The organism is Nostoc sp., from assembly GCF_036919495.1.
Classification (GTDB): Bacteria; Cyanobacteriota; Cyanobacteriia; order Cyanobacteriales; family Nostocaceae; genus Nostoc.
Genome location: NZ_JBALBZ010000071.1, coordinates 1 through 19,253, shown reverse-complemented (window position 1 = coordinate 19,253; position 19,253 = coordinate 1). Strand labels below are relative to the sequence as shown.

The 19,253-nt window shown below is 41.2% G+C and carries 14 protein-coding genes, 3 pseudogenes and 1 CRISPR repeat array; of the genes and pseudogenes, 11 read left to right on the top strand and 6 right to left on the bottom strand.

What is annotated here, in order from left to right:
• Positions 1-86: 86 nt before the first annotated feature.
• A complete protein-coding gene (locus tag V7K25_RS09580) occupies positions 87-215 on the bottom strand; it encodes a hypothetical protein (protein ID WP_335157280.1) in 129 nt (42 codons plus the stop codon).
• Between the two features lie 208 nt (positions 216-423).
• Here V7K25_RS09580 and V7K25_RS09575 point away from each other — a divergent pair, with 208 nt between their 5' ends.
• Positions 424-810, top strand: a complete 387-nt coding sequence (locus V7K25_RS09575; protein ID WP_100900943.1) for a hypothetical protein — start codon at positions 424-426, stop codon at positions 808-810.
• 303 nt (positions 811-1,113) lie between these two features.
• Here V7K25_RS09575 and V7K25_RS09570 read toward each other — a convergent pair whose 3' ends face one another.
• The gene (locus V7K25_RS09570) at positions 1,114-1,623 is read right to left on the bottom strand and encodes a GNAT family N-acetyltransferase (protein WP_335157278.1); all 510 of its coding nucleotides are present in this window, start codon (positions 1,621-1,623) and stop codon (positions 1,114-1,116) included.
• A gap of 256 nt (positions 1,624-1,879) precedes the next feature.
• Between V7K25_RS09570 and nrdJ (V7K25_RS09565) the strand changes: the two are divergent.
• The 8 genes and pseudogenes from nrdJ (V7K25_RS09565) to V7K25_RS09530 form a co-directional block, all read left to right on the top strand.
• Positions 1,880-3,109: pseudogene (nrdJ, locus tag V7K25_RS09565) on the top strand (ribonucleoside-triphosphate reductase, adenosylcobalamin-dependent); the annotation flags it as partial.
• Positions 3,110-3,395: 286 nt separating this feature from the next.
• A pseudogene (gene nrdJ / locus V7K25_RS09560) lies at positions 3,396-4,469 on the top strand (ribonucleoside-triphosphate reductase, adenosylcobalamin-dependent); the annotation flags it as partial.
• Between the two features lie 223 nt (positions 4,470-4,692).
• The gene (locus tag V7K25_RS09555) at positions 4,693-5,706 is read left to right on the top strand and encodes a zinc-dependent alcohol dehydrogenase family protein (RefSeq protein ID WP_335157344.1); all 1,014 of its coding nucleotides are present in this window, start codon (positions 4,693-4,695) and stop codon (positions 5,704-5,706) included.
• 454 nt (positions 5,707-6,160) lie between these two features.
• Complete coding sequence (locus tag V7K25_RS09550) at positions 6,161-6,898, top strand: Crp/Fnr family transcriptional regulator (RefSeq protein WP_335157276.1); 738 nt, start codon at positions 6,161-6,163, stop codon at positions 6,896-6,898.
• Positions 6,899-7,087: 189 nt separating this feature from the next.
• Positions 7,088-7,834, top strand: coding sequence for a Crp/Fnr family transcriptional regulator (locus V7K25_RS09545; protein ID WP_335157274.1), 747 nt, complete (start codon positions 7,088-7,090; stop codon positions 7,832-7,834).
• Positions 7,835-7,914: 80 nt separating this feature from the next.
• A pseudogene (locus V7K25_RS09540) lies at positions 7,915-8,643 on the top strand (Crp/Fnr family transcriptional regulator).
• Between the two features lie 283 nt (positions 8,644-8,926).
• On the top strand, positions 8,927-9,337 hold the full coding sequence (locus V7K25_RS09535) for a response regulator (protein WP_335157272.1): 411 nt from the start codon (positions 8,927-8,929) through the stop codon (positions 9,335-9,337).
• 756 nt (positions 9,338-10,093) lie between these two features.
• The gene (locus V7K25_RS09530) at positions 10,094-10,762 is read left to right on the top strand and encodes a peptidoglycan-binding protein (protein ID WP_335157270.1); all 669 of its coding nucleotides are present in this window, start codon (positions 10,094-10,096) and stop codon (positions 10,760-10,762) included.
• 382 nt (positions 10,763-11,144) lie between these two features.
• On the opposite strand, the gene wecB is transcribed toward V7K25_RS09530, so the two are convergent.
• Positions 11,145-12,275, bottom strand: coding sequence for a non-hydrolyzing UDP-N-acetylglucosamine 2-epimerase (wecB, locus tag V7K25_RS09525; RefSeq protein WP_335157268.1), 1,131 nt, complete (start codon positions 12,273-12,275; stop codon positions 11,145-11,147).
• A gap of 383 nt (positions 12,276-12,658) precedes the next feature.
• Positions 12,659-13,033 (bottom strand): hypothetical protein, encoded by a 375-nt coding sequence (locus tag V7K25_RS09520; protein WP_335157266.1) that lies wholly within the window; start codon positions 13,031-13,033, stop codon positions 12,659-12,661.
• A 735-nt stretch (positions 13,034-13,768) separates the two neighbouring features.
• On the opposite strand from V7K25_RS09520, the gene V7K25_RS09515 reads away from it, so the two are divergent.
• Both V7K25_RS09515 and V7K25_RS09510 read left to right on the top strand, forming a co-directional pair.
• Positions 13,769-15,034 carry a type IV pilus twitching motility protein PilT gene (locus V7K25_RS09515; protein ID WP_335157264.1) on the top strand — a complete coding sequence of 422 codons (1,266 nt, stop codon included), beginning with the start codon at positions 13,769-13,771 and terminating at the stop codon, positions 15,032-15,034.
• Between the two features lie 180 nt (positions 15,035-15,214).
• On the top strand, positions 15,215-15,982 hold the full coding sequence (locus tag V7K25_RS09510) for a circadian clock KaiB family protein (protein WP_109006847.1): 768 nt from the start codon (positions 15,215-15,217) through the stop codon (positions 15,980-15,982).
• Positions 15,983-16,422: 440 nt separating this feature from the next.
• Positions 16,423-17,319: a CRISPR direct-repeat array (repeat unit 38 nt; unit sequence AATTGCAATCAACTAAAATCCCTATTAGGGATTGAAAC).
• 48 nt (positions 17,320-17,367) lie between these two features.
• Here the strand turns inward: V7K25_RS09510 and V7K25_RS09505 are convergent.
• Both V7K25_RS09505 and V7K25_RS09500 read right to left on the bottom strand, forming a co-directional pair.
• Positions 17,368-18,282, bottom strand: coding sequence for a M23 family metallopeptidase (locus tag V7K25_RS09505; protein ID WP_335157261.1), 915 nt, complete (start codon positions 18,280-18,282; stop codon positions 17,368-17,370).
• A 214-nt stretch (positions 18,283-18,496) separates the two neighbouring features.
• Positions 18,497-18,934: a DUF6918 family protein gene (locus tag V7K25_RS09500; protein ID WP_335157259.1), complete on the bottom strand. Its 438-nt coding sequence runs from the start codon at positions 18,932-18,934 to the stop codon at positions 18,497-18,499.
• Between the last annotated feature and the right edge of the window lie 319 nt (positions 18,935-19,253).

Sequence of the window (19,253 nt, the reverse complement as noted above, 5' to 3'; positions counted from 1 at the left end):
TCAGCTTAATCATTAATTATAAATAGTATTTAAATGATAAGTAAACTAGAAGCTGTAGTTAATACAGCTTGTTCTAAACTTATCACTTAACAAGTTTTAGTAACTACAGCTTGTTCTGGAGTTACTAACGAACAAGTTTTAGTAACTACAGCTTGTTCTGGAGTTACAAACAAACAAGTTTTAGTAACTACAGCTTGTTCTGAAGTTACAAACAAACAAGTTTTAGTAACTACAGCTTGTTCTGTAGTAGGGTGCGTTGCACTGCACGATAATGTACCATCTTAAAAGTATAAAAATATACCTATTTTGGCGTAATGAAAAATTCTGCTACAAAATACAATAATTATTTGTGGATTTTGCTGAACCAAAATTTAGTTCCAGTAGGGCATAGTAATTTTAGAAACCTCACAAGGAAGTAAATCTATGTCTCAAAGAAAACGCACATCTCGCGTTTTAGAAAATGCTGAGTTAAGATTCGCTGGACTCAAAGCAATAAATCCCAATCTGGATCTTGGGGATGCTTATAACTTAACAAACCTGACACAATTACTTGAACAGGTACGTACCAAGTTAGAGGGGCACAACACTATTCTCAGCATGATTGACTCTTCCAAATTAGAACTTGAAGAGTTAGAACAAACTTTGGGCGCTTTCTCAGAGAAAATGCTCACAGGGATTGCTTTTAAATACGGCAAAGACAGCCGCGAATATGAGATGGCTGGTGGAGTTCGCAGAAGTGAGAGTCTCCGTAAAAGCAGAGCGACTCGCTTAAAAACTATTGCCAAGAAAGCATCAAGCCAGAGTGTTTAACTAATTCGTAATGACGCTTTCTACGAGACGCTGTGCGTACCCCTATACCGAAGTAAGCTACACGCAGCGTTCGGCTAATTTCCTGTTCATCTACCTCATCCCTGAATCTGTGCGCGAGTTACACTCCATCAAACCCCGGAGTGCTTTTTTGGGCAAAACCTACGCAGTATTGCAATCACTATGGCTTCTTTGTTTTCCTCTGCTATTTCTAACCCTACTTTTATTAGTTGTACTGCCCAAAGGCTAATGTATTCACCTCAGCTATTACTGTGTAGTCTGACAGAGTTTCACAACGGATATTGATCATTTTAAAACCAATTCCATAAAAACCCAGCTTGCTCGATATTCTAAAGGAATCTCTGTTTTTTCTAAATACGGCTCTATATCCTGAAAGCCACATACACGATAAAGTGTATGTGCTTCCTTTGCAAAAGGGGTGCTGTCTAAACGAATCTTTGAGTAACCAATATTAGAAGCTTCATTAATGATAGTTTCTAATAATGCTCTACCGATTCCTTTTTTGCGAAATTCTGGTCTTACATACATCCTTTTAATTTCGCCAACATCTTCACCAATCTTTCGCAAGCAAGCGCAGCCTGCTATTTTTGCCTCGTATTGTCCCAAAAGCAAGCGTCCTGAAGGCGGTATAAATTCCTGAAGTTGAGTCATATATTGTTCAAAGAATCTATTCACATCTAAATTGATGCCAAACTGATGGCTGAATATCAACTTAGTCTCGTTAAAATATTCCCAAAACAGTTCGTGTATATGAGATTTATGTTCCTCAGTCTCTACCTGCATAATTTTAAGCAAACTTTATGCCTCCGCTAAGTAATTAAATAAGAATCGGTATAAAGAGATTTTACTTATAACATTTATGTGCTAATTAAAACTTTAATTGTAGATGCTACTCAAGGGTGAAGAACATTATACATCATAAATTTTTGTTGCAAATACTACGGCCTATAGCTAGCGTAAAGTGGACAATTTGACAATCTTTAATACTCAAACTACTTGGCGTATAGTCATAATCTGTCCGCACGCAACAAGAACGCAAGACACTTAGTATATGGTTCGAGAACTTGAAAGAAAACGCCAGAGTGCAAAGTTTCCCGAAACTGCACCGGCTGCTAATCCCGTATTTTTTAGAACCTATAGCCGCCGCACAAAGGCAGGACTAAGGGAAACATGGGATGAAGTATGCGATCGCACTCTACTCGGCTTAGTGGAGTTGGGAAAGCTCACTCAAGAAGAAGCTGCCATACTGGATAAGATGCAGCGCAACTTGAAAGCTATGCCCAGTGGGCGCTGGCTATGGGTTGGTGGTACAGATTGGATAACCAAGCCAAAGAATTTTTCCGGGGCTTATAATTGCACCTCCACCAATCTCGAAGACTGGAGCGCCTTCGGATTAATGATGGATTTGGCAATGATGGGCTGTGGTACTGGAGCCGTCATAGAAGCAGAATTTATTAACCAGTTGCCTCCCATCCGTAATCAACTGAATGTGACTGTACAAGGCGAAATTGGCAGCACTCCTGTGCAATTACGGCGTGAATATACTGAAACTCATATAGAAGGCAATAACGTCACTATTCACGTTGGAGATAGCCGTGAGGGTTGGGTTGAATCATATCAAGCCCTATTAGAACTCTCCACTGATGAACGATTTTCAACAAAAGTTGAAGTATTAGTTGATATCAGTGATGTCCGAAAAGCAGGAGAAACTCTCAACGGCTTTGGAGGAGTTGCTAATCCGGTTAAGTTGCCCGGACTTTATCAGCGTTGTGCTTCCATCCTGAGTAAAGCTATAGGACGGCAATTAAATTCAGTTGAATGCTGTCTGTTAATTGACCAAGCTGCTGTAACAATTGTTGCCGGAAACATCCGAAGAAGCGCGGGGATGCGTCAGTTTGATTCTGGCGATCAACAAGGAGCCTCCGCCAAAGATAATTTATGGCAGCAAGATGAAAGTGGCAACTGGCGAATTGATCCAGAGCGTGATGCACTCAGGATGGCAAACCACACTAGAGTTTTTCACCGCAAGCCAACCTTAGAAGAATGTCTGAATGCTGTTCGCAAACAATATTATAGTGGCGAAGGAGCGATTCAATGGGCTGGTGAAGCCGTGGCGCGATCGAACATTGATTTGCTGCCAACACAAGCTCTAAAAGTTAACTTTTTGCAAGCTTACGAACAAGGAACAGCAAAACAGTGGTTACAGGAACACCATTCCAATCTTGATGCTAATGAGCTAGAACATCGTTTGGCCCGTTATGGGCTAAATCCGTGTGGTAAGTGATTTTGCCTCACGTTAAAAACCTCGCAAAAACGGGGAAGGCTGAGATGCTAATCCCGTGGTAATCAAAGGAACTAAAAAGCTTTTGACACCGTACAGCGTAGAGAGTGAAACTAGATTACATCCAAAATTGTTGTCTAGAATATAATCTCTCCAAGAGTGCGGGGGTGGATGTGAAAAACACTTTTATTATCTGAAGTCACATCTGCAAAAGGTACGCGGAGCTACTGCAAATAATTAAGCAGTAGAACTAGGGGATAAAAAGCCTTTAGGGTAACAAAGAAAGGAAATCATCGGTAGTAATTTCCACTGCAATTTGTCTGAGGTTCACCTCAATCAAATCGATCCACATAACTACAAAGAACAGGAGGAAGCTTTCACTGCTGGGGCACTATCTGTAGCAGCACTTTTAAATCACAAATTCCTGGAACCACGTTATCAATACAGTCGGGAATTAGACCCGATTGTGGGAGTTTCTTTTACAGGTTTATTTGATTTCTTTGTCCATGCTTTTGGTGTTGATTGGCTGCGCTGGTGGGAAGCCGGAAGACCTGCAACTCCACAAGGATTAGCTTTCAAGCGTGAGGAAGAAAAATATCTAAGTTATTGGAAAGATATTGTACATCGGGTAGTTTGGGATTATTGCGATCGCCACAATTTCAAGCGTCCAAATCGTTGTACCACAGTCCAGCCCAGTGGCACTAAAGCATTATTAACTAATGCTAGTTCAGGATGGCATCCCCCGAAAGCGCAAAGATTTATTCGCCGCATCACCTTCGGCAAAAATGACCCAGTAGCCTTAGCTTGTATTGACTACGGTTACAACGTCATTCCCTCTCAATCAGATAAAGATGAACAGGGCAATTTGCTGAACGATCCCTTTGATTCACGGGTGAGTGAATGGTTAGTAGAAATTCCTGTTTCTGTATCTTGGGCTGATTTACCAGGTGCTGATGAAATTGATGTTTCTAAGTTCTCAGTCTTAGCTCAATTTGATTTTGTCCTCCAGGTTCAACGTTGCTATGTGACTCACAACACATCAGCAACTTTAGAACTTCGCTCTGATGAAATCGAACCTTTAGCAGAGCGCATCTACGAAACTATCCAAAATGATGAAGGATATATTTCAGCTGCTCTTTTAGCTCGTTTTGACGATTTGCAATCATTCCCACGTTTGCCATTTGAACCAATAGATAAACCAACTTACAATCGCTTAAATCAAGAAGTGAAAACACGGCGTAAAACAGATGATTTCTGTGCAGTCTTAAGCCGTTATGATTTAGGCGAAATGGCAGAGGCTGGCCCTAGTGGTTGTGACTCCGATAAGTGTATGTTTCCCGATCAGCAACCAAACTCATAAGGTGAAATGACTATCAACTTAGAGTAGGGCTATTTCGTTCTAAATATAAACCGCCCAGAACTAAAGTTCCGGGCTAATAGCTTAAGTCCACTTTAGTGGACTAAAAGCCTTTCTTAGTCGTCTTTAGACGACTTTTGCTATTAGTCTCAGAATTTATTCTGAGGCGGGCTAGATGAGAATGAAATAGCCCTGTATATAATTTTTGGCAAAAGGAGTCCGCCAATTGAAAGCTTACGAAATTCAAAGCAACGCCGGAATTGATGCCCTCGTATTAGTCGATCGCCCTGAACCAAAACCAACTGCGGGACAAGTTCTCATTCAAGTCAAAGCAACATCCCTAAATTACCGCGATCTGCTTGTCATTGAAGGAGCTTATGGTTCTGGACAGAAATATCCCTTAATTCCCCTGTCTGACGGTGCGGGGGAAGTCGTGGCGGTAGGGGAAGGTGTGACACGGGTTAAAATAGGCGATCGGGTCGCTGGTATTTTCTTCCAAGACTGGATTTATGGCTCTTTAACCAAAGAGAAAATGAAATCCGATTTAGGAGGTGGTATCGATGGAATGCTGGCTGAGTATGTCGTATTAAACCAAGATGGTTTGATAATATTACCTGACCATTTATCATACATTGAAGGCGCAACCTTAGCCTGTGCAGCAGTCACAGCTTGGCATGGACTGGTGACAAAAGGTAATATTCGCGCAGGTGATAGTATTTTATTACTCGGTACGGGGGGAGTTTCGATTTTTGCTCTCCAGTTCGCCAAGATACACGGTGCTAGAGCGATTATTACTTCTAGTAGTGATGAGAAATTGGCACAAGCTAAACAGCTTGGTGCTGACGAAACAATCAATTACAAAACAACACCAGATTGGGAAAAGCAAGTTTACCAATTAACCAATCGTACAGGTGTAGATCATGTAGTTGAGGTAGGCGGTGCAGGTACTCTGCCAAAATCACTACAAGCAGTCCGTATTGGAGGACGTATTAGCTTGATTGGCGTATTATCAGGTAGAGGAAATGAAATTGACCCTATGCCAATACTTTTTAAAAGTTTAACAGTTCAGGGAATTTATGTTGGCAGTCGGGAAATGTTTGAGGCGATGAATCAGGCGATGCAACAGCATCAAATCAAACCGATTATTGATCGAGTGTTCCCTTTCACTGAAGCACAAAAAGCTTATCATTACCTCAAAAGTGCGGCTCACTTTGGTAAAGTCGTAATTAGTAATTCGTAATGACGCTCGTTCCTCTCTATGAGAAGCTACGCGAACGCGAACGCTAACGTAATTCCTTCCTATGCTCCCCCTAGGAATGTCTATCAGGAGCCTCATTAAAACTGACTATAACCTTTTCCCAGTCGTCTTTAGACGACTTTCGCTATTAGACTCAGAATTCATTCTGAGGCGGGCTATTTTGCTATGCAATTTCTATTATTTTGCTCTCAACCTTTAGATAGATGATAGATGCTTTAGCAGGCTATACCAATTTTGTTGATTTAAATCAGGATTTATTTGCTACTGTAAATCACTAATTTAATTATGTTATATTATATATAATAATAAAAAACTAATCTTTTATTAAAACATTTTTAGGAAATACACTTTTTGACATATAGGATCAGATTTTTGATTTTTCTCCTTATGCCGCGAGTTGCTTTTTCTAAAGACGGCTACATTCAGGAGAATCCCAATGTCATTAAATATAAATGCCCTTGAGCAACCAGCAAATCATTTGCTGGCAGCTTTGCCAGCCAGTGATTATGAGCGTCTTGTTCCCCACCTGAAGCTAGTTTCGCTCTCAAATCGGCAAATACTTCACGAAGCAGGCGAAGCGATCGCACAGGTGTATTTTCCTAATAAAGCAGTCGTTTCTATAATCACCACTATGGAGGATGGCTCGACTGTAGAAGCTGGTTTAATAAGCAATGAAGGCATGGTGGGTATCCCAGTAATTTTAGGAGACAACATCACAACTACAACAGCATTAGTGCAGATTCCAGACAGTGCTATGCAGATGGATGCGGATATACTCAGAAGCGAGTTCAATCGGGGTACAGCCCTTCAGAGCGTGTTGCTGCGCTACGTGCAAGGTATGTATACTCAAATTGCACAAGGAACTGCGTGCAACCGTCTTCATAAGCTAGAAAGGCGGCTGGCTCGGTGGCTGCTAACAGTTTCTGATCGTCTGGAATCAGAAGAATTTCCACTCACGCAAGAATTTATCTCGCAAATGCTGGGTGTACGTCGTGCTGGTGTCACCGAAGCAGCTAACATCCTGAGCCAAGCCGGAATCATCACCTACCACCGTGGTCAGATTAACATCCTGAATCGGGAGGCTTTAGAAAAAACCTCCTGCGAATGTTATCAGATTATAGAAGATGAATATGGCCGTTTATTGGGCTTATTGCCCAATAAACGGCCAAAATAATTTTTTTGGCTCTGCTATGTACGAAACCGTACAGACTCTAGCAAGTGTGTTTATTTAATATTTTTGAGATTGTCCTCGTGTTTCTTTAGCGAATACACCTTTCGACATTAGGATCAGAACCTTAAATCCTTTCCTTGTGCCCTGAGTTGGCTTTTCTAGAGTCACCTACTTTAAAGAGAGTGACTTCTAATGTCATTAGATAAAAGCCTTTTTCAGCAACCACCAAATAAGCTGCTTGCAGCTTTGCCAGCCAGTGATTATGAACGTCTTGTCCCCCATTTAAAGCTAGTTCCGCTCCCAGTTCAGCAAATCCTTTACGTAGCAGGCGAACCCATTACACAGGTCTATTTTCCTGATAAGTCAGTGGTTTCTATAGTCACCACTATGGAAGATGGCTCAACGGCGGAAGTTGGGATAGTAAGTAATGAAGGTATGGTGGGTATCCCAGTAATTTTAGGAGATAACACCACAATCACAACATCGTTTGTCCAAGTTGCGGGCGCTGCTATGCAAATCAATGCAGATGTACTTAAAGCCGAGTTCAATCGGGGCGGAGCTATTCAAAGCCTGTTGCTGCGCTATGTACAAGCTGTATACTCTGAACTGGCGCAAGGAGCTGCCTGCAACCGTCTCCATACACTGGAAGAACGGCTGGCTCGCTGGCTACTGACAGTCTCTGACCGTCTGCAATCAGAAGATTTTCTACTTACGCACGAATTTATCTCCCAGATGCTAGGTGTACGTCGTTCCGGCGTGACAGTAGCGGCTAGTACCCTGAGCCGAGCCGGAATGATCAGCTACCAACGTGGTCATATTAGCATCCTGAACCGAGAGGATTTGGAAGCAACTTCCTGCGAGTGTCATCAAGTCATACAAAATGAATTTGCTCGGTTACTGGGCATGAAGCCCAGTAACCGAGCCAGAAAATTTTTTTGAGTTAGGTGTACGAAACCGAACAGACTCGCAAAAGTAACTTAAATTAGAATATTATGAGCAAATTTCTCATTTAATGTTCAGTGAGCGACAACCCTGTTAAGCCGCAAGTAAATAAGTTACTCGCGGCTTTGCCAACCAGTGATTATGAGCGTCTTATTCCGCACCTGAAGTTAGTTCCACTTTCCACTCGGCAAGTCCTTTACGAACCAGCAGAACCCATCACACACGTCTATTTTCCCCAACACGCAGTGATTTCTATAGTCACTAGTATGAAAGATGGATCGACAGTGGAAGTTGGGATAGTGAGTCATGAAGGCATGGTGGGTATCCCAGTAATTTTAGGAGGCAACACAACAACCACAAAAGCGTTTGTCCAAGTTGCGGGCGCTGGAATGCAGATGGATGCAGATATTCTGAGAACCGAGTTCAAACGGGGCGGAGCTATTCAAAACCTGCTGCTGCGCTATCTACGAGCTATATATACCGAACTTACACAATCATGTGCTTGCAACCGTCTTCATACACTAGAAGAACGGCTGGCTCGTTGGCTTCTGACAGTATCTGACCGTTTGGAATCAGAAGAATTTCCGTTGACCCAAGAATTTATTGCCCAGATGCTAGGTGTACGGCGCTCCGGTGTGACAGTAGCGGCTAGCAGCCTCAGCCGAGCCGGAATGATTCGCTATTAGCGTGGTCAAATTAACATTCTGAACCGGGAAGATTTGGAAGCAACTTCCTGCGAGTGTTATCGAGTCATCCAAAATGAATATTCTCGCTTGCTGGGAAATCAGCTAAGGAATAAGGATTAAATTAGATCCATAACTTTTTTCTGGGGGCATGGCACTGAAATGCTTCTATGCAGGAAATCTGGAAGTTAATAAATCCTTATTCCTAAGGCGCGTAGGCGTAGCCCGTCGTAGACATCGCTAGTGAATGACTTTACCTTACTATGTCTGACACCGGACAGACGCTTACCAGTTAGTTCCATTAAGATTTAGTAAAGTATGCATCAAATGGCATTTATAAATATATGCGAATTTAATGCATTGCATTTACTACTCAAAGTGTTCCATCTGCACGGCGGTGAAAATAATGTCTAATCAGTCGATGTCTTTTAAAGGTCTGCGATTACTCGTTGTCGATGACGACCCTGATACGAGAACCTTACTTACCTTTCTATTTGAAATAGACGGAGCAGAGATTATTACAGCTGCTTCGGCAGGTGATGCTCTAGAAATAATGTCATTTTTTAAACCAGACATCTTGATTAGTGACATTTATTTACCTGATGAGAATGGCTGCTCACTGCTGAGGAAGGTCAGAAATATAGAAGCAAAACGAGGGAGAAAGATTCCAGCTATTGCTCTGACGGCATCTGCTTTCGACGAAGACCGTAATCGTGCATTATTAGCAGGTTATGATATATACCATTGCAAGCCGATAGATTTAGACGAATTAGCTTCTACGGTTACTAGTTTAGCTAGACTCGAACAATACGCTTGACATCTTTGGACGCATAAGTAAGGAGCCAGTAAGCAAGAAAGCTTCTACTAAATTTTATTTATTTTTGTAAGAATCTTTTAACTGATTTCAACGTGAATTCGACGGCGGCTTATATAGTGTCCGCTTACTTAGCTCAATCAAAAAGGCCTCACCCTGATTTTTTTACGCAAAATCGACCCTCTCCGACGGACGCTACGGTGTACACATAAGTCGTGAAATTCCACCTGACGCTTGGTTTAGTCCTCTAGTCTGGGCTGTTGGATTGCTCCAGGAAGCTCGTTAAACCAATTCGCAATTTCCAATTCGCAATTCGCAATTAAACGATTTCTTGTATTTAACTGCGAATGAGCGAAAAAGCGAATTGACAATTGTTTATGGTCATTGCGAACGTGAGTGCGTCTCGTAGAGAGGATAAACGACGAACGCAAGTGCGTGTTGCAGACAACCAATCGCAAAAACTATAGGATTATGCGATTACTTCGCCTCGCTCGTAATGACAATTTTATTGGGTCTTGAAACTCTTGCAGATAAGACTTGTGTGTATACCGTAGCCGACGGGCGAGAGGGACAGCTTTGAAATTTAGTTGAAGGCAGGGAGAGGTTTATCGAACTCACGTTGATTTTATTTTTTCTTAATTGCGCTACCAGCAAAAACCTTTTGACAATACAGAGATATAAAATATACTAAGAGTAAATACAGAGACAACTGAAATAGTTCTTCGTATTTACTCATTTTTTCATATAAAGGGGTGCATTATGGAATATCTTGCTTATTCTCAGATGTTTATTGCTCAAGAAGAGGCATCTCGAAACACCAAATATAATTCGTCTAAATCTCAATTAGATAGCAAAAAACCTCTTACATCTTCTGACATAGTTATTACTAAAGAAGAGACATTTGGAATTACCAAAGCTAAATTCAATTGGAAAAAACTTCTTAAATCTTCAGCTTGGTTAGCTTTAGCTGGTGTTGGTGTATTACTTATTGCTGCTGCCCAAATTCAAATTAGTACGGCTGCATTTGTCAAGACTAACGGCAGTTGTTTGCGTATCCGTACAGGTCCAAGCACTAACTACTCTTATGTGGATTGTGTACCAAATGGCGCAACACTTCCAGTCATTGAAAGGTATGAAAACGGTTTTGCTAGGCTTTCTACAGGTAGATACGTTTTTGCTCGATGGGTTGGTGATAGACCTAACAATACTCCTGTAACTAGACCTGGTGGTGTTGGTGGTTCGGTGATTCTTACCCCTGGTTCTAGAGGTCAGCTTGTAAGAGACGTTCAAACAGCTTTAGGTAATCTCAGAGTTGATGGAATTTACGGTCGAGAAACTGTTAACCGAGTCCGAAGTTTTCAGGCAAGTAAAGGTCTACTTGTAGATGGGACGGTGGGACCAGAAACACGAGCAGCTTTGGGTATTTAACCAGAAGTTACCCTTGGACAAAGAGGCAAGGGAGCAGGAAGCAAGGGGGATAGAACAGTTCTTGATGAGGTCATTTCCCCAAGCTTTTAGTCCCCTTTAAAACAATAAGGTTCAGTTAAGCATTTTTATTCTTCCCTCTGTTCTCTCTGTGCCTCTGCGGTAGCCTGCGGCAAGCCGATGCAGCGTCTACGTTAAAAAAATTGACTTTGATAAATTGATTCTACTATTTTCTTGTGGGATGGAGATAAATCATTCATCCCACACTCGACTATCGCTTGAGATATGGCGCTTTTTGCTGTTTAAGCTAATAAAAAATCGGCTTTTCTGCCGATTTTATGCATCCTGAAAAACAGAAATTTTGCATTTTGTTCACTCTAAGTTCCTAAGTTGATGTTTCTGATGAAAGACCCAGGTAATTTTGTACAATCTGCAAAATGCGCTCTGCTGCATGACCATCCCCAAAGGGATTAATTGCATTTGCCATTGCTTCATAAGCATCTGGATCGCTAAGTAACTCAGCAGCACTTGCAAAAATGTTCTCACTTGTAGTGCCTACAAGTTTGGCTGTCCCTGCTGCAACAGCCTCTGGTCTTTCGGTGGTATCTCTTAAAACTAATACTGGTTTTCCCAAACTGGGGGCTTCTTCTTGCAAGCCACCAGAGTCAGTGAGTAAAAGATGCGATCGCCTAATTGCACCCACCAATTCCCCATAATCTAGAGGATCTGTCAAGAAAATTCGCGGATGATTCCCTAAAAGTTCTTGTAACGGAACTCGCACTGTGGGATTGCGGTGTAATGGTAGCAGCAAAGCTGTATCAGGAAACTTGTCTAAGATTTGTAAAAAGCCTTGAGCGATCGCTAACAGGGGTTCTCCCCAATTCTCCCGACGATGAACTGTTGCCAACAGAACGCGGTATGAATCCCAGTCTAAGCCTGGTACATTACAAACTGCTTGGGTTGCAGCTACATTCAACAGCGCATCAATTACCGTGTTACCCGTCATGTGAATTTCACCCAAAACACCAGAACGGTGCAAATTTTCCACAGCCCAAGGAGTTGGTGCAAAGTGCAACTGAGTTATTTGAGAAATCAACCGTCGATTAGCTTCTTCTGGGTAAGGATTGAAGATATCATCAGTTCTTAAACCTGCTTCTACATGACCGATAGGAATTTTTTGATAAAAAGCTGCCAAAGCTGCGGCAAAAGCCGTGGTAGTGTCTCCCTGCACCACCACTAAATCTGGTTTTTTATCCTTAAATAATGCTTCTAACCCTTGTAAACTACGGCAGGTAATATCATTTAGAGATTGCTGAACCTGCATAATTTCCAAGTCATAATCTGCCTTAATATTAAACAGCTGCATAACTTGCTCAACCATCTCTCGATGCTGTCCAGTTAGAATTACTTGCGACTCAAAACTTGAAGACTTTTGGAAAACCTGAATCACAGGAGCTAGTTTAATAGCTTCTGGACGAGTACCCAAAATAATGCAAACACGTTTTTGATTAGTCATTAGTCATTAGTCATCTGTCATTTGCCAATGGTTATAGTCAATGGTCTATGGTCAATAGTCAATAGTTAGCGATCAATCATCACACAAACTATAAATACAAGTAAGTCAACGTAAATAATTATCGTTGGAATAAAGTAGGAAGAAAAAGGGTTTGAGCCTTGTTTACTTTTCTTCACACAGTTTGTTTTTATTGTGCCGACTTCCTTAAAAGGGTAAATCACACAATAAGCATAAAAAAACCCGGCTTAATCGGGTAGATGCACTGTTTATCGAATTTATCTATAAATGACTAGACCTTGATCTCACAAGTAAAATCACAAACAGCATGAAAAAACCCGGCTTAACCGGGCAGACGCACTGTTTGTCGTATTCACTTGTAATGACTACATTTTAATCTCACAAGTTAAAGGGCAAGCAGCGTAAACAGTAGCCTGCATTTGGTCTGCCTCTCCATGCAACCAGCTTAACCATTTAATTTCGCTAGGATGAACTCCTTTAACAGTTAGTACACCCGCAGCCAATACAACTGCCATGACATTAAACATTATTAAAGCGCCTGCAACAAGTAAAACAGCACTAACAGGCATCACAGATTGTAAAATAATCGACAACAGACATCCCACCGTAGCCATTAAGACAACTAGTGGAAAACCGACAACCAACAAACATACTGCTAATGTAAAAGTCCATATTAAAAAGCTTTTAATCATCAACAAGGAGTAGGTCTTTCCTTGATTAGAGCTTTGAGCAGAAACCATGACTTTTCCTCCTAAAAATACACAACGAATTTTAATTTTCAGTCATATCTTGCTTTTCGCAAGTAAACTGATTTGTCTCTCATTGAAATTCAGTATATAAAAACTAATTGGGAAAATGAGCATTTATTTACTAAAGTTTACAGTTAATTTTTTATAATTATGAATTAAAAATCAACGTTTATATCTATGTCAAACAACTTGTTTTATGCATCTGCCTTCAGATATATAAGCTAAAAGGTATGAGCTTTTAACCTTGATCCCCAATATATTAGTCTTATTCTACTTAACATTTCTTATAAAAATTAGTATTGGTTCTCATAATTTACCGATGGGCTGAAGAAATGATCTGCTAGTGTTTGTGCAGTTAATTGCTGGCAATTTGTGTCCATGCGTGGGATAAATTTCTCATCTAAAAAGCTCAGAATATTTATGATTTGTTATAAGTATTCTTTAGAACCAATCAATCTATGTATTTTTCCTGAAGGAGTTTGAGTCCTTACGTGTGTTAAACCAGGTTAAATAGGTTAAATAATTTATCTAAGTAATCTGACGAGTGGAATTCCAGGAAAAAAAAGATACAAATTGAGGTGGATGAAATGGATTGAAACTCTAGAACTATGTTCAATCCATTTCATCACCACTAAAGCTCGGGTGCAAGCACTCTCCAAAAGTCATCGAAGTAAGTGACTTGACTTCTCGTTAATTCAACTTTTTAACTGCCAAATGTGAAGATATATGACAGAATCACAGTCCCCATCAAATTTTAACTCTGTTAGCGAACGACCACTGCCGCCACCACCGCCAAACTTTAGTACACAGAGGCAGATGACACAAACATTGGATATGTCAATGGATAGGAGTACTAACGTTCCTGTTGCAGGTCATCGTCCGGTTAGTCCACCACCAATACCTACTTCAGTTCTCCCTAAAAACAGCAGTGCGCCGCCCACCTTAGAGAAGTTAATCAGGGAAGCTTACGATGAGGGATATTCTGACTTGCACTTGGGTGTAGGTGAAGTACCCCGCTTCCGTAGCCGAGGAGAAATTCAACCAACGGATTATCCAGAAACAGATAAAGAAGGTTTTATGAGTTGGTTACGGGAGGTGATGAGTGAGGTAGAAATTCAGCGCTTTGAAGAACACTTAGAATTTGACGGCGCAACTCAATATGACTTTGCTCGCGTGCGGATTAATGTTTTTGGCTCCCTTAAAGGGCCTGCGATGGTGTTGCGGTTGATTCCGCTAAAAATCTTGACTATGGAACAGTTAAGATTACCCCCAATTTTTCGGGATATTTGCCATCATCACAAAGGTTTAATTTTAGTGACTGGGCCCACTGGTTCTGGTAAGTCTACCACAATGGCGGCGATGGTTGACTACATAAATAAGGAGATGGCCAAGCATATCATCACCATTGAAGACCCAATAGAATTTATCCATCAAAGCCGCAAGTCTTTAGTCAAACAACGGGAAGTGGGAATGCATACCCGGAAATTTGACAATGCTTTGAAAGCAGCTTTGCGGGAAGATCCAGATTTGATTCTGGTGGGGGAAATGCGGGATAAGGAAACAGTCAACACCGCCCTAAAAGCCGCTCAGACTGGTCACTTAGTTATGGGAACCCTGCACACCAATAGCGCTGTCAAAACCATTGAGCGGATTCTCAATCTCTACTCTGGTGACGAACAAGATGCAATGCGGGTGGCAATTTCTGAGTCTTTGGTAGCAGTAATTGCCCAAGGTTTGTGCCGTACAACTGACGGGAAGCGGGCTGCTTTCCACGATGTACTGATAAATACTGAGGCTATTAAAGAATGGATCAAAGACGGTAAGTATGATGAAATTGGCGAGTTGATGAAACAAGCTGGCTTTGACGGCATGATTACGATGAATCAGTCGTTGCTCAATCTCTATCAAGACGGTCGCATCACTGAAGAGACTGCTTTGGAAATGTCACCAACTCCTAACGAAATGGCACAGTTTCTCAGAGGTAGAGTTTAAGATTGGGCATTGGGCATGGGAAGAGACAGAGGGGCAGGGAGCAGAGGGGAAAGAACTAATTTTTTATTCTCCCCCTTACCCCTACTCCCTACTCCCAAATATCTTTGTCATCCTGGTTGCGGTTATAGCTAAGGTAAAAGGTAAAAGAGAGAATTTTTTACTTTTAGCTTCGTAACCTCTGTGAATAATTTAACGACAAACAAACTATCTACACCCCAGTTGTTTAAAGGCATTGCCCTATTTACACCTGGAGGAGATTTAATTTACTGCATCGACCCTAGCAAGCAAGGTCGATGGCATTTGCATTTGTGTTCGGCTTTGCAAGAAATCCTAGATTTACCAGAGCCACCACACTTTTTAGTGCCTTGTTATACTGCAACTATTGACCACTGGTTAGATCCACGTACTCAGCAAGTGCGTACTTTTGCTGAAGCTTATCCGGCTGTAATTAGACATCAAGCTTTGCTCAATGCCATTTTTGCCACAGGGGAGTTAGTATGGCAAGCAGCTCCTTGGCAAGAGGGGTTGTGCGATCGCATGGTATTAACAACTTATCGTTCTTCATTCCCGCAGCTTTGGGAGGATCACGATTTAATTGTCCGTTTAGACCTTTCTGAACCTGTGCCAAAATATCACCAACCAGTAATAGTACAAAAAAAGGAAGCCATCACACAAGGCTATGTTCTGCGATTGTTTGTTGCTGGACATAGCAGTACCACCGAACGCATTCTGCAAAATTTACACGAATTGTTGGAGCGATCGCTTGGACATCCTTATACTTTGAAAGTGATTGATGTTTTAACTCATCCAGAACAAGCAGAACTCAATCAGGTTTCTGCAACCCCTACCCTTGTCAAAGTTTGGCCGCACCCAATTCGGCGCATCGTTGGAGAGTTGGATCATGTAGAAAAGATTTTACAGATGTTAGCTGCTAAGGAAAAATTTTAAGTTTTATAACGAATTGAAGGTTACAAAGTGAAACGCAGAGGTTTGATAGGTGGCAATTGTTTTCGCTAGAAATCCAAGGGGGCGATCGCCAAAACTAGTATTTAATGCAAGAGGTTTGATAGGTGGCAATTGTTTTCGCTAGAAATCAAAGACAGTCTGTACTAAGCTTATGGATAATCAACTACTTTGCAATCAGACTAATTTTATTGCCCAGTGCGCGAATGGGTAGGTGTTGGTGAAGAGGTGACTACAAAAATGGCTGAATTCCCGTGTATGGAAGGACTTGACGGCTGTAGAATCTTTAAACCATCCGCGCACCTTATGTGGAATGGCTTTCAGCTATTTTCGTTTAACACAATTGCCACTCCTCATGTTATGATTTTCCTATTCGCGCTATTGAACCTTGAAAACCAAATAACACAGGGCTTTCACACGCCGGCGATTGCAATCAACTAAAATCCCTATTAGGGATTGAAACTTTTGATTCTGTACCCCAATTGCCCACCTTCAAAAATTGCAATCAACTAAAATCCCTATTAGGGATTGAAACTCTCTCCTGTGGACTGGAACGGGCCGAACTTGGAATTGCAATCAACTAAAATCCCTATTAGGGATTGAAACAAAAACCAGGTTTGTAATAGATAGGAGTAAACAAATTGCAATCAACTAAAATCCCTATTAGGGATTGAAACCAAAAAACGTACTTTTTCTAGTCAATATGCTGAATTGCAATCAACTAAAATCCCTATTAGGGATTGAAACGTTTTTACCGTGCTGAGGTGGCATCCAACTAAATATTGCAATCAACTAAAATACCTATTAGGGATTGAAACATTCCGTATGCACTAGCAGGATGGAAGTGGGAATTAAATTGCAATCAACTAAAATCCCTATTAGGGATTGAAACAAAGTAACACTATCATTTATCTTAGCAACACGAGGATTGCAATCAACTAAAATCCCTATTAGGGATTGAAACTATCTGGAATGTCAGTTTCGTTAACAGGTATATCAATTGCAATCAACTAAAATCCCTATTAGGGATTGAAACTTGCCGCGTCAATTACTTTATTAATCTGAGTTACAAATTGCAATCAACTAAAATCCCTATTAGGGATTGAAACAGGGATATTCACCGCGATCGCGCGAGTTTTTGTAGATTGCAATCAATTAAAATCCCTATTAGGGATTGAAACTGGTAAATCTAAAGCTGATGGTATTTGGGATAAATTGCAATCAATTAAAATCCCTATTAGGGATTGAAACAACTTGGACGTTCAGGATTAGAAGTATCACCACTATTGCAATCAATTAAAATCTCTATTAGGGATTGAAACTGAGGTTTGGCACGACGTTAGTACGAAATATGGCACTTATAAATTACATTATGGCGATTTTGTTAAATTATAAAACCTGTCAGAACGCATCTGAGTTCCATTTCGCCAAACTTCCACTTTTTCAGGGCTGACTAAATAATAAAAACTACCATTATCCGCTCGATATCTGCCTTCGCCAATATTTAAAGCTGCGATTTTTATAGGCTTACTTGGGTCTTGTTTCAACTGCCCAATATAAAATAACTGACCATTTTCTTCACAGACTTTTACACGAATACTTGCAGTCTCACCCTCAATAATGGTAACTCCATTGCATTTAGCATCAGTCCTAGCAGGTGCAAAACCTATTGGAATTGGCTGTGAAAGTGAAACTTGTTTTGCTAGTGGGGGTGTTGAGACTAGGTGATTCTGGTTATCTACTTGCTGAACTTTAGAAGCAGAAGCAACACTTGCAGTTAAAGATGTTAAAAGACGAAGGGGGTCAACTGCTATTCGACCATTTGGATGAACTTCAAAGTGCAGATGAGGCGCTGTACTATTGCCTGTAGATCCCATCTCAGCAATAATTTGACCTTGAATGACCTGTTGATCCTTGCTCACCAACAAACGGCGATTGTGACCATAAACAGTGATACTGCCGTCAAGATGTTTAATAGTTATAGCATTGCCTAATCCCCAATTATCCCAACCGGCTTTGATGACTGTACCAGATGCAGCAGCAACAATAGGAGTTCCAGATGCCCCTGCAATATCAATTCCTTCATGTTGATATTTGCGGAAGCCTTGAGAAATAAATCCTTGAGTTGGCCAGATTAAGTTAGAAGCAGGGATAGGAGTTTGCCCAATTGGGGAATCGTCTGCTAACTGTGTTAGGGCAGGTGTACTTGTACTTAATACGGCGGTTAAGGATATTAACCCAATTAGTCCATAAGTGCGGTATCGATAAACAGTAACTTTTTTCATAAATTGAAAGTTTATTCAAACAATAATTCAGATAGTTTCTGATTATTTGCTCTTTCAAGCTGACTCGGTAAATATCAGGAAATTTAGCAGATATATATATAACCCAAGACCCTGAACAAACACCTTGGCCTTACAAGTGTAATCTTTTCCCCGTATGCCAGCCACCGACGCATCGAACGGTGGCATACGTTTGTTGCGATTCTTCCCTTTTGGCTCAGGACTTAGTGTAGTTATCGATTACTTTGGCTAAGTCTGGCACTGCTTCTTCTACGTGCTTTTTGGCTGAACCGCGAAATTTTTCATAGGTTCCCCGCACGATTTGGCGCTTGGCGTTCTTGACCCTAGCATCGGTGACACTCAGTAGCGCATCTGCCGTTTGCGAGCGATTCGCATTCAGGTATTCAATTGGATTGCCTTTCTGTACGCCTTCACTCCAGATGGGATCAAGTGCTGTGAAGCATTGCGGCAGGATCTGCTCAACGACGTAGGGGATATACCCTGGTTTGATCCCCTTCAGGGCGGCGAAGGCAGTTTTTAAAGCGATGCCGCTCATGCCTGACTTGGATGCAAGCTGTCCTTCTATCATGTTGCAACAATCATTTATAAGCATAGTCTTTTTGGTCGGGTTCAAAAGTCCCTCACTAAGTCCCATTTCACTTTTCCTTATCTAAGTACTTAATTTCTATTCGACTAATTTTTTTAGCAAGCAGGAAATTACAGAAAATGGTATCAGAGTTAGAGGATGTTATGGACATAAGGAATATAGCCCTTTTGTAGGAGGCAATAGAAGTCCATTGGTGTCAAAAGCTAAAAGCTAGCGTTGGCAAGCGTTCTTTGGTTGACCTCATCCTCTAGTGCGTTTTTTCAAAGTTTTAGAGGGAGCATCCCATTTTTGCAGAAATACTGATTCATGAGTGTAGTATGGGGAGAACACAATACTTACTTAAACCATAGGCATGACCCCCGAAGAA